The sequence below is a fragment of the Rubeoparvulum massiliense genome, from assembly GCF_001049895.1.
Classification (GTDB): domain Bacteria; phylum Bacillota; class Bacilli; order Rubeoparvulales; family Rubeoparvulaceae; genus Rubeoparvulum; species Rubeoparvulum massiliense.
Genome location: NZ_CVPE01000003.1, coordinates 103,228 through 116,871, shown reverse-complemented (window position 1 = coordinate 116,871; position 13,644 = coordinate 103,228). Strand labels below are relative to the sequence as shown.

Below are 13,644 nucleotides of genomic sequence, written 5' to 3'. Positions count from 1 at the left end.
ATTAATGATGCAACGATATTTCACTCCAGTTGAGCAAATTGATGGGAAAGCAGCGCAAATCCTTGGTGATGACGTCCATCATCTTCTCCGTGTGATGAGAGCACAGGTTGGTGACGAAATCATTCTATCTGATGGTAGAGGAAAGGCTTACCGTGCTTCGATTCATGAGATATCCAGTAATCAGGTGAATTGCACCATTGAAGAAGAGCTCCAACATCAATCTGAGATGCCTGTACAGATCACCTTAGCACAGAGCATGCCCAAGGGTGAGAAATGGGATTGGATCCTTCAGAAGTGTACGGAGTTAGGGGTGCATGCCTTTCTGCCTTTCATATCTGAACGCACCATTGTGAAGTTAGACAATCAGAAGGAAGGGAAACGAAGAGAGCGTTGGGAGCGCATTATTAAGGAAGCAGCAGAACAATCCCATCGTAACTATCTACCCAGACTCCATCCTCTGCATCAGTGGAAGGAGCTCCTACAAGCTGCTTCACAGTATGATCTTGTGCTTATGGCTTATGAGGGAGAGGAAGAGTATCAATTTGCCCAAGCTTTACGATCAAAGGCTGAGCTTCACTCCATTTTGATTATCATCGGACCAGAGGGAGGCTTTGCATCTCATGAGGTGCAAGAGGCCATCAACCATGGGGTCTCCATCGTCACATTGGGTCCACGGATATTACGAACAGAGACAGCAGGGCTCTATGCTCTCTCCTGTTGCTCCTATCATTTTGAACAGAACGGAGGAAGCGAACGATGAATCGTGTAGCATTCCATACACTGGGCTGTAAGGTCAATTTTTATGAGACAGAGGCCATGTGGAATCTCTTTCAGCAGCATGATTATGAGAAGGTGGATTTTGAAGAGGATGCCGATGTGTATGTCATCAACACATGTACGGTAACCAATACAGGGGATAAGAAAAGTCGCCAGGTCATCCGCCGGGCCATTCGTCGGAATCCCGATGCAGTCATCGTAGTGACCGGTTGTTATGCCCAAACCTCATCAGCAGAGGTACTGAAGATTCCTGGTGTAGATATCGTTATCGGTACACAAGGGCGAGAGAATCTTCTCCAGTATGTGGAGGAATTCCGTCAACAGCGCAAGCCTATTAATGCAGTCTCCAATATTATGAAAACGAAAGAATTTGAGGAGCTAGATGTTCCACAATTTACAGATCGAACAAGGGCCTCACTAAAAATTCAAGAGGGCTGTAATAATTTTTGTACGTTCTGTATTATTCCGTGGGCACGAGGTCTACTCCGTAGTCGTCAGCCTGAACGTGTCATTGAACAAGCTCAGCAGCTGGTTGCAGCAGGGTATAAAGAGATTGTCCTCACTGGAATTCATACGGGAGGTTATGGTGAGGATCTAGCGGATTACTCCCTAGCCCGTCTACTCCGGGATCTCGATCAGGTGGAGGGCTTAGCGCGGATTCGGATCAGCTCCATTGAAGCCTCACAGATTGATGACGAGGTGATTCAGATTCTCCATGACTCACCGAAGATGTGTCGTCATCTCCATATTCCTCTCCAAGCAGGGGATGATGAGGTGTTAAAACGGATGCGTCGCAAATATACCCTAGAAGAGTACAGAGAAAAGATTCATCGAATTCGTGAAGCTTTACCCGGTGTCGCCATTACTACTGATGTGATCGTTGGTTTTCCTGGAGAGACAGAAGAACAGTTTAATAATGGCTATCGCTTTATGGAAGAGATCGCTTATGCCGAGATGCATGTCTTCCCTTACAGCAAACGAAATGGGACGCCAGCAGCGCGTATGCCTGATCAGATTCCAGAAGAGGTAAAGCATGAACGGGTTCAACGTTTAATTCAGCTTTCTAATCGCTTACGGGCAGATTATATTGCCCAATGGCAAGGAGAGGTACTGGAAGTGATTCCAGAGCGTCCGTGGAAAGAGGCACCCGAAGATGGATTATTGGTGGGACATGCGGACAACTATGTGCAGGTTGTTTTCCCTGGCGATGAGTCGTTAATCGGTCATCTCTGTCGTGTGAAAATAGAGAAAGCAGAAGAGGAACATGCAATAGGGAATCTCGCACGTATCCTAGTTTGAGACCAAAATTGGATACTGAGGGTAGATAATCTATATTGACTGAGCAAAAATTATGGGAGGAGGTACATGCTTATTTCATCCTCCTCCCTTTCTCCCCTGGTACCATTTGTCTGCGATTTTTTTCACGAACACCCTTGCATTTCAAGAGATCCTTTGGTATAGTATATCTTGTCCTTCAAAAAAGGCACTTATAACAGATGCGGAAGTAGCTCAGCTGGTAGAGCACAACCTTGCCAAGGTTGGGGTCGCGGGTTCGAGTCCCGTTTTCCGCTCCATCTTTTTTAAATTTGTCTGCATGTCACAAGCCGGGGTGGCGGAACTGGCAGACGCACAGGACTTAAAATCCTGCGGTAGGAGACTACCGTACCGGTTCGATTCCGGTCCTCGGCACCATTGGTTTGCCATCAAATCGTGCGCCCTTAGCTCAGCTGGATAGAGTGTTTGACTACGAATCAAAAGGTCGGGAGTTCGAATCTCTCAGGGCGCGCCATTTACATAAGAACGTTCGGATCGTATCACGATGATACGGTCTTTTTTAATGCTCATTACCAAGGACGATCTATGCGATGTTACTTATTTAGACTGATATTGGTGTGCAGATGAAGTGTTGAGAACCAGAGTTCTAGCAAAGATTGAACAAGGGGAAATACTCATTTTATCGTTTGCAAGAGTGCGATTTCATACCATCAGATAGCAAACTACTTCCTACGATTGATGATAAAGTATACTTATATAGTATATAAGCTATAGCGTTTAAAAAAGTTTTAAAATTCAGATAATATTCATTCGTTGGACAAAGATGTTACAAACCATGTAACAAAGCGATACCCGTCAAGGTATTTGTGGGTATATTTGACCATATGGAACTGGAAATCGTTCTCCAATAATTCAAATCACCATGGGAGATTTTCTTTACAATGAAAAGTGTAGAGGGTGTGGTGACAAAACTCGTATCTTCTTCAGAAGCTAAAACGTCAATAGGGGGAGGGGGAGTACGTTGAGAACTTCTTGGAGGTACAACGCTGGGGTAAGTTACCTTCTACCAGCGTTGTTAATCGAATAACCAGCAGGTACGAGCCAATCATCAATTTTCCTTCTATCCATCGTTTGTACTAGTAATAATGGGTCAGCTTGGCAGAGTTGAGTCCAAAGATGTAAAGGATGCATGTTGAAGGAGGGATTGAAAGTGCTAGACAGCAAAATCAGTCGTAGAAGTTTCTTGAAAGCATCGGCTGCAACTGGCGCAGTTCTTACAACAGGAACCGTCAGCTTTCATGCTTGGTCAAAAACGCTTGCAGAAGGCAACCAACATGATGATATCAAAGTTACCCCTTCTTTGTGTAACGCGTGTTCAAGTAAATGTGGCGTTTTAGTGATCACGAAGAATGGGCGCTTATGGAAAATGGAAGGGCACCCTGATCATCCCTTTAGTAAAGGGAAATTATGTGCCCGTGGTCATGGTGTTGCAACCTTAGCTTATTCACCAGACCGCTTACAACATCCCCTTAAGAAAAAAGAGGATGGAACTTTTGAGCAGATTACCTGGGAGCAAGCTTATCAGGAGATTGGCCAAAAGCTTAATGAAATCATTAAAAAATATGGACCACAGAGTGTTGGCTATGTGGAAGACCCCCGTCCTACAGGGAGTTACTATGGTCCACGTTTTCTTGCAGCCATCGGCTCACCAAACTACTTTACACACCAAGTATGCTGTAATAATGGTCGGAATACGGGCTATATCCATACCATTGGTGGTGTACCCGGTGCAGATATTAAGAACAGTAAGTACATTCTCTTCATTGGTCGGAGCTATGGCGATGGGATTCGTCCTGCCAGTGTCTATGATTTAACCACAGCGAAGGATAATGGAGCGAAGATTGTCTTCGTCGATCCTCGCTTGAATGCCACCGTTCCCCTCGGTGATGAGTGGATCCCCATTCGTCCAGGTACTGACCTTGCACTCATCCTAGCCATGTCCAATGTGGTGATTACTGAAAAATTATATGATGAAGCATTTGTTCAAAATAACTCCATTGGCTTCGATGAATATGCGAAGGCCATGAACGAATATACCCCAGAATGGGCTGCAGAGATTACTGATATTCCGCAGGAAACGATTATCCGCATCGCTCGAGAGATCGCAGCCGCTAAACCACATGCCATGATCGAACCTGGTTGGCGTGGAGCCAATGGTTGCGTCTACTATAACAGTACAGAATGTGGCCGTGCTGCCGCCCTCTTTAACGCCTTACTAGGTAATATTAATCAAAAAGGTGGATTAACCTTTGGCGGTGGTGCTAAATTAGGCGATATGGAACCAGTTCCTGAGAAGTCCAAGCTTCCTCGTTGGGATGCACGTTTTCCACTGGTTAGCACGGGAACCGGTGTAGCCACCATAATTCCAGAGAAGGCAGAATCCGGTGAGGCGAAAGCAGTCATCTTCTGTCAGACCAATCCTGTACGGAACTATACGGATCCAAAAACCATGATCGATGCCATGGAAAAAATGGAACTTACCATTGTCTGTGATGTACAAATGTCTGAAACAGCACTCGCTGCAGATTATGTGCTACCAGAACCTAGCTATCTGGAGCGGGAAGATGTGGTGGCTGCTCAAGGTGCTGGCGCAATTATTCGGGCACAAGCCATCGATCGAGTATATGAAGATACCCGCCCCTTTGACGAAATTATAACCAACATCGCCAAAGAGATGGGCTTAGGTCAATATTTCAACTTTACCATTCAAGAACTGAATGCTGCTCGGGTTAAACCATTGGGTATTAATATCGATGAGCTACGGCAAAAAGGGATTATCTTCCCACCAAAACCTGCCGCACCTGCTGCACCAGCAGAGTTTAAGCTAAAAACACCATCTGGCAAGGTCGAGTTCGTCAGTGAAGCATTTAAGAAAGCAGGCTTTAGTCCTATCGTTAGTTGGATTCCTCCGAAAGTGATGCCAGATGCAGATTCCTTCCGCTTGATCAATGGAAAACAAGGGTATCACACACATAGCTATTCAACCAACCTACCCTATCTCATGCAGATTACCAAGGATTATGATTCTGAACGCTTATGGATGAATGCAAAGCGTGCAGCCGAGTTAGGTCTAAAAGATGGGGACCTTGTGGAAGTAGAATCTAGCATGGCGAAGAGCCAAGTACGCTTAAAGGTAACGGAACGGTTATATCCTGAGTGTGTGTTCGTTCCTTCACCATACGGGAACTACTCAAAATACCTAACGAATGCAGTAGGTGTCGGCTTCAGTTATATGGACCATCTGGAGTTTGACATTGAGCCTATGGGTGGTCATTCCATGGTTCAAGAAATCATCGTTAAGGTAAGGAAGGTGTGATCGCTATGGCACGCTATGGAATGTTAATCAATGTAAAAAAATGTGTCGGTTGCTATGGCTGTCGTGTAGCCTGTCAAATGCAGAATAGTTTACCACCTGAAGAGGCTTTTATTAAGTTCCATGAAAAAGAAGAAGGAACATTCCCCAATGTTTCTTATCAGATTTTCCCAACGCAATGTATGCATTGTGAGGACGCACCTTGTGTTGAAGTTTGTCCAACTGGTGCTTCTTATAAACGGGAAGATGGAATCGTACTTGTTGATCATGATAAATGTATTGGTTGTAAATATTGCATGGTGGCCTGCCCATACGATGCCCGTGTTGTCAACGAAGAGACTGGTGTCGTAGAGAAATGTCGGTTCTGTGTGGAAGAAGTGGAGCAGGGTAATCAACCGATCTGCGTCGCAACATGTATTGGTGGGGCACGGATCTTTGGGGACTTGGACGACCCCAATAGTGAGGTCTCTAAGGAGATTGCACGCCTACATGCACAACCACTCCGTCCAGACCTTGGAACTAAGCCAAAAATCTTTTATGTGAGGTGAGCACCATGGCATGGGGAGCAATTATTGCATGGTATCTATTTTTAGCTGGCTTAAGCGCAGGGGCCTTTGTTACTGCTTACTATGTAGGGAAAAAGATGCCTGAAGCGAAAACATTGCAAACAGTAGGCTATATCCTGGCACCTATACTTTTAGCCATTGGTCTACTACTACTCATTGTGGACGCGGAGGCAGGGCTTCATCATCCCTTACGTTTCTTCTATCTCTTCTCCAATCTCGGCTCCATGATGACGATTGGAACAATTATTCTATCGATCTTTATCATTATTTCATTCTTTGTTGCCCTATTCACGTGGCTGAAGAAGGCTGTACCAGAATGGTTAAAGGTGCTTGGTGTTGTCTTCGCCACAGGCACAGCCATTTACACAGGGTTCTTAATTGGGGTAGTTAACACTGCTCCATTGTGGAACACTTCAATTCTACCAATCCTCTTTGTTGTATCTGCAGCATCCACAGGGATGGCTATCACCTTGGTAGTAACTACTTTTGTGAATAAGGAAGATTTACACAAGGTATTCGGTATGAAGAAGATTCACTTCAGCCTGATGATTATTGAATTGATTCTTTTATTCACCATGCTCTATATTACGAATTCTGTGAGTGTTGAGGCAGGATTATCCGTTCAAGCTCTTGTTACAGGTGAATGGGCGATGCTCTTCTGGGTGGGCTTGGTCTTAGTAGGACTCGTTCTTCCTACACTTATGGAAGGCATGGAATTATTTAAAGGCGGTAAAGAGAAAGCTTCTGTTGCTGCTGATGGTAGTGTAAGTATTGGCTCCACCGTCATCGCAGAGGTAGCTGTGCTCGTAGGGGGTTTCCTTCTCCGTTATCTCGTTCTCGCAGCTGCCATTGCAGTCACCATTATTTAAGCACCTTGAAGCATGATTTGGGTATGTGTTGAAGGATTAGACAACCTACGTCTCCCTAGGAGCGTAGGTTGTTTTGTCTAGATAGCATGAAAATCACTTCATCATTTCGTCATAAAGGAGCTTTAATACCACAGGGATAATTCTAGTAGACAAGGTACAATATTGAATAGACATCCCATTAGAAAAACCGATGTCGTTGGAATCTTGGAAGGAGGAAGATGAATGGAGAATAATATGGATCAACGCAAAGAAGCAGCAAGTGAAGTGATTCTTATCTTTGCTGAGATGTTTAAATTACCTGAAGAAGAATTTGTGCAACAGATGAAGAGTGGGGAGGTGGATGAAGAACTACGAAGACTTTTTTCCCATGCTGGGTATGGAGAGTATTCGCTGAACTTAAGTGAGTATATTAAGGATTATTCATCCTTTAGATCGGAATATATTCATGCCTTTTCTGGAATTTATCATCCATCTGCACAGCCCATTGAATCAATCTACAAAGAATGGACGACAGATCCTGAAGCTGAGGTAATGCTGGTGAATCAAAAGGGCTATCTCTATGGTGATCCAGCACTTCATATGAAATACTTATTTGAACAGAGCCATTTGGAGATTCCTGATGAATATCAAGGAATTCCTGACCATCTCACCTTAATTCTAGAATTTTTAGGCTTCCTCATGACGGAGGGGACCGATCAGATGGTGAGTGAATTTTTACAGGATCACCTCGATTGGCTTCCTGACTTTCATGAGAAGATGAAAGAGGTAAAAGCTCCGTCAATTTATCAAGATGTGGTCCAATTATTAATGGAAATTACCAAAAAAGAGAAGCAGTTTCGGTAAAGCAAAGGACCTAGGGAAAACCACCTAGGTCCTTTGCTTTATAATTATTCTAGTTAGCTTCCAATAGTTAAAATGCTTTATTGTGCTTACTTATAGCTGCTATTGGAGTTACTTATAGTACCAATTGAATATGAACGACATATGAACAAGTAACAAACGATGAGGGTAAAATACTATTCAAAGTCTATTCTTGGTCGAAAAGAGTTCAACCCTAAGATAGAAATATTACGCTACACTTATTAGTGAGGGAGGAGTTCCACTATCTACCTCATCGAAATTTGAAAAATGTTATGGGTTAGCAAGGGGGTTACGAGGAGGGGTAATTTTATCGCTCATGAGGAATTGAAAGTGGCAAAAGTGTGAAAAAATTCACGAAAATTTGTCGAACGCAAGGGAGGGACAAGTAAATGTTAGAACATAAGATTTCACGCCGTACGTTTCTAAAGACATCAGCTGCAACAACAGCCGTTGTTGCAACAGGTACGGTTGGCTTTCATGAATGGTCACAATTGAAAGCAGAAGGTGAAGAAGCTCCAACAGTTATCACCCCAACCACTTGTAATGGTTGTACTAGTAAATGCGGTATCCGTCTCTTTAGTAAAAATGGACGTGTGTATCGTCTTTCTGGACAAGAAAACCATTCCTACAGTAAAGGGAAATTATGTGCAAGGGGACATGGGGCAGCAACTTGGCCTTATTCACCAGATCGTTTAACACAACCTTTGAAGAAGAATGAAAATGGAGATTTTGAACCGATTAGCTGGGAACAAGCTTATGAAGAGATTGGAACGAAACTGAATGAGATTGTGAAGAAGTATGGTGGCGAATCCGTGGTTTATTCAGAGAATCCAAAGACCACCAATACCTTCTACTCAAAACGTTTCCTTGATGCCATTGGTTCACCTAACTATTCTGCTCACAGTGCGTCCTGTAACCTCTCTCGTGACATTGGCTATGAATGGACCGTAGGTAGTACACCAAGCTCTGATGTTGCCAAAGCGAAGTATGTACTGTTCATCGGTCGTAGTTATGGTGATGGGATTCGTCCAGGACACTTACAAAACCTTGTGAAGGCAAAACAGAATGGTGCGAAGATTGTGTTGGTGGACCCTCGCTTAAATAACACGGCACCTTTCGCGTCTGAATGGCTTTCTATCCGTCCTGGTACGGACCTGGCATTCGTGCTTGCATTATCCCATGTCCTCGTAAAAGAAGACCTATATGACAAGGACTTTGTGGTAGAAAATAGTGTGGGCTTTGAAGAATATGCGAAAGAATTAACCAAGTATACTCCTGAGTGGGCTGCTGAGATTACAGGAATCCCTGCTGAGAAGATCATCGAGATTGCCCATGACATGGCAAAAGCGAAGCCTAAAGCTGTAGTAGATACTTCATGGCGCGGAGCCTTTGGTTGCGCTTATATTAATAGCACTGAGACAGCCCGTGCAGTATCGCTCTATAACGCTTTACTAGGCAATATTCAGCAAGATGGTGGTAGCTACTTTGGTGCAAAACCAAAGCTAGGCTCCCTCGATGAAACCAAGCATCCAAAACCACCAAAGGCAAAGGGTAAACGTTTTGACGGTGCAGGTGAAGCAGGCAGATATCCACTGGTTTCTCCTGGTAAAGGAATGCCACAGGCAGTTCCTGACGGTGTAAAAGATGGTACTGTAAAAGCTTATCTGGTTAATCATATTAACCCCGTTCGTAACTTCCCAGACCCAGCCGTGTGGATTGATGCATTAAAAGAGATTGAACTACTGGTTGTCTGCGATATTCAGCTCTCCGAAACAGCTGAGCTGGCTCACTATGTATTACCAGAAGTGAGCTATCTAGAACGTGATGAACTGGTTGGTGCCCTAAGCGGTAAGAAGGGTGCTGTATACTTACGGCAAAAAGCCATTGATATCGTTCATCCAGAATGTAAGCCCTTCGATGAAATTGTGGTAGGTCTTGCCAATGCCATGGGCTTAGGTCAATACTTCAACTTCACCTTGGAAGAATTGAATGAAGCCAATATTGCTCCTTTAGGTATCACCATGGCAGAATTGCGTGAGCAAGGTACCATTACGTTTGAAGATAATAAAGCAGAAATGGGTAAGATGCCGAAATTAAAAACGGAATCGGGCAAGATCGAATTCTATAGCAAGGCGTATGAGGAAGCAGGCTTTAATGCTGTTCCCCAATGGTATCCACCAAAGACCATGCCTGATGAGAATTCCTTCCGCTTAATTACCGGTAAACAGAGCATTCACTCCCATAGTTCCACAGCAAACCTTGAGTCTTTGATGCAGATTACGAAGGATTATGACTTAGAGCGACTTTGGATCAATGCAGAACGGGCGAAAGCCTTAGGGATCAAGGATGGCGACATGGTTGAAGTGGAATCAGACTTAGCGAAGAGCCAAGTAAGGGTTAAGGTAACTGAACGGCTCCATCCTGAAGCAGTCTTCATTCCATCTGGTTATGGTAGCTTCTCTAAAGGACTGACAATCGCGAATGGTGTAGGCTTTAGCTACAATGACCATGCGAAACATGATACAGAGCCTACCGGTGGTGGCGTTATGTGTCAAGAAGCCATCGTCCGAATCAGAAAGGTGGGAGCATAGATGCCACGCTATGGAATGTTAATCGATGTGTCCCAATGTGTTGGGTGCTTTGCATGCCGGGTAGACTGTCAAATGACTAATAGTCTTCCGCCATCTGAATCTTTTATCAAGTTCTATGAAAAAGAAACAGGTACTTATCCGAATGTATCCTTGCAAATCTTCCCAGTACAATGTCAGCACTGTGAAGATGCACCTTGTGTCAATGTGTGTCCAACTGGTGCTTCCTACTATACAGAAGAAGGTATGGTTCTCGTAGATCATGAAAAATGCATTGGCTGTAAGTACTGCATGGTAGCATGCCCTTACGATGCCCGTGTGGTTAATGAAGAGACCGGTGTCGTAGAAAAATGTCGCTTCTGCTATGAAGCAGTAACTGCTGGCTGGCAACCTGCTTGTGTAGAAACCTGTATTGGCAGTGCTCGTATTTTCGGCGACTTGGATGATCCAAATAGTGATATTTCCAAAGCAATTGTTGAAAAGAAAGCCCAACAATTACGTCCTGACTTAGGTACGAAACCAAAAATTTTCTATGTGAGGTGAGCAAGATGGCTTGGGGAACAATGATTGCAATCTATCTGTTTTTAGCAGGTTTGAGTGCAGGAGCATTCGTAACTGCATTCTATGTGAGTCGTAAATATCCAGAAAAGAAAGCATTGGTGACAGCAGGTCGTTATTTAGCTCCCGTCTTATTAGCCATCGGCTTGCTGCTCCTCATCGTAGATGCTGAAGCAGGATTGAAACATCCCTTACGGTTTATTTACCTCTTTGTAAACTGGGGTTCGATGATGACCATTGGTACTGCCATACTATCGGTTTTCATCATGATTACATTTTTTGTTGCACTTCTCAATTTTCTTAAAAAAGCGATTCCTGCATGGCTTGAATACATCGGTGTTGCCTTCGCTGTAGGGACGGCTATGTATACCGGCTTCCTAATCGGTGTTGTGAACACAGTACCGCTCTGGAACACTTCAATTCTACCCATTCTCTTCGCAGTCTCTGCAGCTTCCACTGGGATGGCGATTACCGTCTTTACTGGCTTGCTCATGGATCGTACTGCGATGAATGGAACGGTTCAGATGAAGAGAATTCACTTCTGGCTTATCGCTATTGAAATTCTGCTTCTCTTCACCATGTTCTACATCACAAGCTCTGTAAGCACCGTGGCTAGTGAATCAGTTCGTTCCTTACTCTCTGGTGAATTCAGCATGCTCTTCTGGGGTGGACTGATGATTGTCGGTTTAATCATCCCACTTGCTGTGGAAGGAATGGAATTGATGAAGCATCGTAAGGAGAGTGTAGAAATTTCTGCAGGTGGTGCAGCATCTGCATCTGGTTCAGCAATGACCATGTTGATTGAACTGTTCGTACTTGCTGGAGGTTTTATCTTACGTTATCTCATCCTTGCTGCTGCAATTGCAGTTACCATTATCTAAGGATGATAAGATAAGGACGTTTCAAGAAGATGTTCAGATTATTTGCTTCAACTCCCCCATAAAATAGATTGAAGCCAAGCACAGGTGAGCCTCTCCTTACCTGTGCTTTTTCATATGATATTCACTTAGTAATGCTACGAAAATAAACCGGTGGTTGCTAAGAAATATGAGAAAGCGTATGATCAAATGGCAATGATAAGAAAGAACCTAAAATCTGAAGGGAGCGATCCATGTGATTCAACGGGAAGAGATTGCCCGCTACATTGACCATACCCTATTAAAGCCTACAGCAACGAAAGCGGATATTACGAAGTTATGTGAAGAAGCAAAGGAGTATCACTTTGCTTCTGTCTGTGTGAATCCTACTTGGGTGCCCTTCTGTGCCCGCTTGCTAGAAGGAGCAGATGTGAAAGTCTGTACCGTGATTGGCTTCCCCCTTGGTGCTACCACAACAGCGATCAAGGTGAAGGAGACCGAGGATGCCATTCAAAATGGTGCTACCGAAGTCGATATGGTGATCAATATTGGCGCTTTAAAATCTGGCGAGTATGCATTGGTCAAGGAAGATATTGCTGCAGTGGTGCAAGCAGCTAAAGGAAAAGCATTGACCAAGGTGATCATTGAGACCGGCGCTCTAACAGATGAAGAGAAGGTACTTGCTTGCCAATTTAGTAAAGAAGCAGGTGCTGATTTTGTCAAAACATCCACTGGCTTTGGCTACGGTGGTGCAACCATTGAAGATGTAAAATTAATGCGCAATACCGTAGGAAGTGAAATGGGCGTAAAAGCATCAGGCGGTGTACGTACATGCGCCGATGCTCAAGGGATGATTACAGCAGGTGCAACACGGATCGGGGCAAGTGCAGGTATCGCCATTGTAAAGGGTCAATAATCTGGCACTAACCGTTCCATCATTCGAATAAAGGGCTCAGCGAATGGTAAAGCCAACATCGAGCAGACCACATTAAATATGGTTTGGGTGTGAGCGATTTGTGCGCTAGGATCCGCTGTGATGTTAATCACAAGCATGACAAAGAACTGGATAAAGGGTAAAAAGAGGAACACACCTAACAGATTGAGGATCACATGGGTCCAGGCTACACGTTGGGCAACGCGACTGGTGCCAATTGCACCTAGTAATGAGGTGGCACAGGTACCAATATTACTCCCGAGGATAATGGCGATGGCAAAGGGAAGAGCGATCATGCCATCCTGCATGAAGGACATGGTGATTAAGGTGGTTGCTGTACTGCTTTGGATGATGGCAGTGAGAATGGTTCCAATCAGCACCCCAAACAAGATGGAATGCTGTTGATGCAGCATCCATTGATACCATTGGAATTGCTGGAGTGGTTCCGTAATGGTCGTGATCGCACTCATCCCCAACAGAATACAGGAGAAGCCACCGAGGACTAATCCCAATTGTCTTCCCCTTCCTTTACCAAGGATCCAGATGAGGCCACCCAAGGGAAAGAGCCAAGGTGCCAGTCTGTCCATGGGAAGAATCATTAATTCTGCAGTAATAACCGTGCCGATATTACTTCCAAGCACAATGCCAAAGGCTTGTCGGAAGGTTAATAAGGATCCTTCCACCATCCCGATGGCGAGAAGGGTAACAGCGCTACTGCTCTGAAGGATCATTGTGGAGATCAAACCGGTTCCAAAACTGTGGGGAATCGATTGAGTAAAGCGATGTAACCAACGATTGACATGGGTAGATCCCCATTGGAGTAGACCGATCTTCATCAATTGAATACCAAAGAGAAGGATGGCAAGGCCCACGAAGAAGGGGACGATCAATAATTTAATCATGACGTCACTTCCAATTCGATTCTAAGGACTACATAGGTTGTCCTTAGGAGCATCCTATGCTACTTCTCGTTGGAACAGACCATC

At 44.4% G+C, this 13,644-nt stretch carries 11 protein-coding genes and 3 tRNA genes; 13 read left to right on the top strand and 1 reads right to left on the bottom strand.

The genetic code is table 11. From position 1 onward, the window contains the following. Nucleotides 1-7: 7 nt before the first annotated feature. The 13 genes from BN1691_RS00705 to deoC all read left to right on the top strand — a co-directional run bounded on the left by BN1691_RS00705 (nucleotide 8) and on the right by deoC (nucleotide 12,640). On the top strand, nucleotides 8-760 hold the full coding sequence (locus tag BN1691_RS00705) for a 16S rRNA (uracil(1498)-N(3))-methyltransferase (RefSeq protein ID WP_048600337.1): 753 nt from the start codon (nucleotides 8-10) through the stop codon (nucleotides 758-760). Next, nucleotides 757-2,076: a tRNA (N(6)-L-threonylcarbamoyladenosine(37)-C(2))-methylthiotransferase MtaB gene (gene mtaB, locus BN1691_RS00700; protein WP_048600336.1), complete on the top strand. Its 1,320-nt coding sequence runs from the start codon at nucleotides 757-759 to the stop codon at nucleotides 2,074-2,076. Before BN1691_RS00705 ends, mtaB begins: the two co-directional genes overlap by 4 nt. Nucleotides 2,077-2,275: 199 nt before the next feature. Further along, nucleotides 2,276-2,351 (top strand) — tRNA-Gly (locus BN1691_RS00695). Nucleotides 2,352-2,380: 29 nt separating this feature from the next. Continuing rightward, a tRNA-Leu gene (locus BN1691_RS00690) sits at nucleotides 2,381-2,469 on the top strand. Nucleotides 2,470-2,489: 20 nt separating this feature from the next. Further along, nucleotides 2,490-2,566: transfer RNA gene (locus tag BN1691_RS00685), tRNA-Arg, on the top strand. A gap of 696 nt (nucleotides 2,567-3,262) precedes the next feature. Next, complete coding sequence (locus BN1691_RS00680; RefSeq protein WP_048600335.1) at nucleotides 3,263-5,428, top strand: molybdopterin-containing oxidoreductase family protein; 2,166 nt, start codon at nucleotides 3,263-3,265, stop codon at nucleotides 5,426-5,428. Between the two features lie 5 nt (nucleotides 5,429-5,433). Next, nucleotides 5,434-5,973 (top strand): 4Fe-4S dicluster domain-containing protein, encoded by a 540-nt coding sequence (locus BN1691_RS00675; protein WP_048600334.1) that lies wholly within the window; start codon nucleotides 5,434-5,436, stop codon nucleotides 5,971-5,973. Nucleotides 5,974-5,978: 5 nt separating this feature from the next. Next, nucleotides 5,979-6,860 carry an NrfD/PsrC family molybdoenzyme membrane anchor subunit gene (gene nrfD, locus BN1691_RS00670; protein WP_048600333.1) on the top strand — a complete coding sequence of 294 codons (882 nt, stop codon included), beginning with the start codon at nucleotides 5,979-5,981 and terminating at the stop codon, nucleotides 6,858-6,860. 222 nt (nucleotides 6,861-7,082) lie between these two features. After that, nucleotides 7,083-7,703 carry a TorD/DmsD family molecular chaperone gene (locus BN1691_RS00665; RefSeq protein ID WP_048600332.1) on the top strand — a complete coding sequence of 207 codons (621 nt, stop codon included), beginning with the start codon at nucleotides 7,083-7,085 and terminating at the stop codon, nucleotides 7,701-7,703. 407 nt (nucleotides 7,704-8,110) lie between these two features. Next, nucleotides 8,111-10,312 carry a molybdopterin-dependent oxidoreductase gene (locus BN1691_RS00660; protein WP_048600331.1) on the top strand — a complete coding sequence of 734 codons (2,202 nt, stop codon included), beginning with the start codon at nucleotides 8,111-8,113 and terminating at the stop codon, nucleotides 10,310-10,312. Beyond that, entirely contained in the window at nucleotides 10,313-10,852 is a 540-nt protein-coding gene (locus BN1691_RS00655) for a 4Fe-4S dicluster domain-containing protein (protein WP_048600330.1), read from the top strand. A 5-nt stretch (nucleotides 10,853-10,857) separates the two neighbouring features. Then, nucleotides 10,858-11,748, top strand: a complete 891-nt coding sequence (gene nrfD / locus BN1691_RS00650) for an NrfD/PsrC family molybdoenzyme membrane anchor subunit (RefSeq protein ID WP_048600329.1) — start codon at nucleotides 10,858-10,860, stop codon at nucleotides 11,746-11,748. A gap of 235 nt (nucleotides 11,749-11,983) precedes the next feature. Continuing rightward, the gene (gene deoC / locus BN1691_RS00645) at nucleotides 11,984-12,640 is read left to right on the top strand and encodes a deoxyribose-phosphate aldolase (RefSeq protein ID WP_048600648.1); all 657 of its coding nucleotides are present in this window, start codon (nucleotides 11,984-11,986) and stop codon (nucleotides 12,638-12,640) included. On the opposite strand, the gene BN1691_RS00640 is transcribed toward deoC, so the two are convergent. Beyond that, nucleotides 12,634-13,560 carry a Na/Pi cotransporter family protein gene (locus BN1691_RS00640; protein WP_048600328.1) on the bottom strand — a complete coding sequence of 309 codons (927 nt, stop codon included), beginning with the start codon at nucleotides 13,558-13,560 and terminating at the stop codon, nucleotides 12,634-12,636. The two genes, deoC and BN1691_RS00640, sit on opposite strands and share 7 nt — an antisense overlap. Nucleotides 13,561-13,644 lie beyond the last annotated feature (84 nt).

Excerpts from the sequence above, each read along its gene's own strand:
- BN1691_RS00660 (WP_048600331.1), top strand. The coding sequence starts at position 8,111 with ATGTTAGAACATAAGATTTCACGCCGTACGTTTCTAAAGACATCAGCT.
- nrfD (WP_048600333.1), top strand. The coding sequence starts at position 5,979 with ATGGCATGGGGAGCAATTATTGCATGGTATCTATTTTTAGCTGGCTTA.
- BN1691_RS00655 (WP_048600330.1), top strand. The coding sequence starts at position 10,313 with ATGCCACGCTATGGAATGTTAATCGATGTGTCCCAATGTGTTGGGTGC.
- BN1691_RS00705 (WP_048600337.1), top strand. The coding sequence starts at position 8 with ATGCAACGATATTTCACTCCAGTTGAGCAAATTGATGGGAAAGCAGCG.
- BN1691_RS00640 (WP_048600328.1), bottom strand. The coding sequence starts at position 13,560 with ATGATTAAATTATTGATCGTCCCCTTCTTCGTGGGCCTTGCCATCCTT.
- nrfD (WP_048600329.1), top strand. The coding sequence starts at position 10,858 with ATGGCTTGGGGAACAATGATTGCAATCTATCTGTTTTTAGCAGGTTTG.
- BN1691_RS00675 (WP_048600334.1), top strand. The coding sequence starts at position 5,434 with ATGGCACGCTATGGAATGTTAATCAATGTAAAAAAATGTGTCGGTTGC.
- mtaB (WP_048600336.1), top strand. The coding sequence starts at position 757 with ATGAATCGTGTAGCATTCCATACACTGGGCTGTAAGGTCAATTTTTAT.
- BN1691_RS00665 (WP_048600332.1), top strand. The coding sequence starts at position 7,083 with ATGGAGAATAATATGGATCAACGCAAAGAAGCAGCAAGTGAAGTGATT.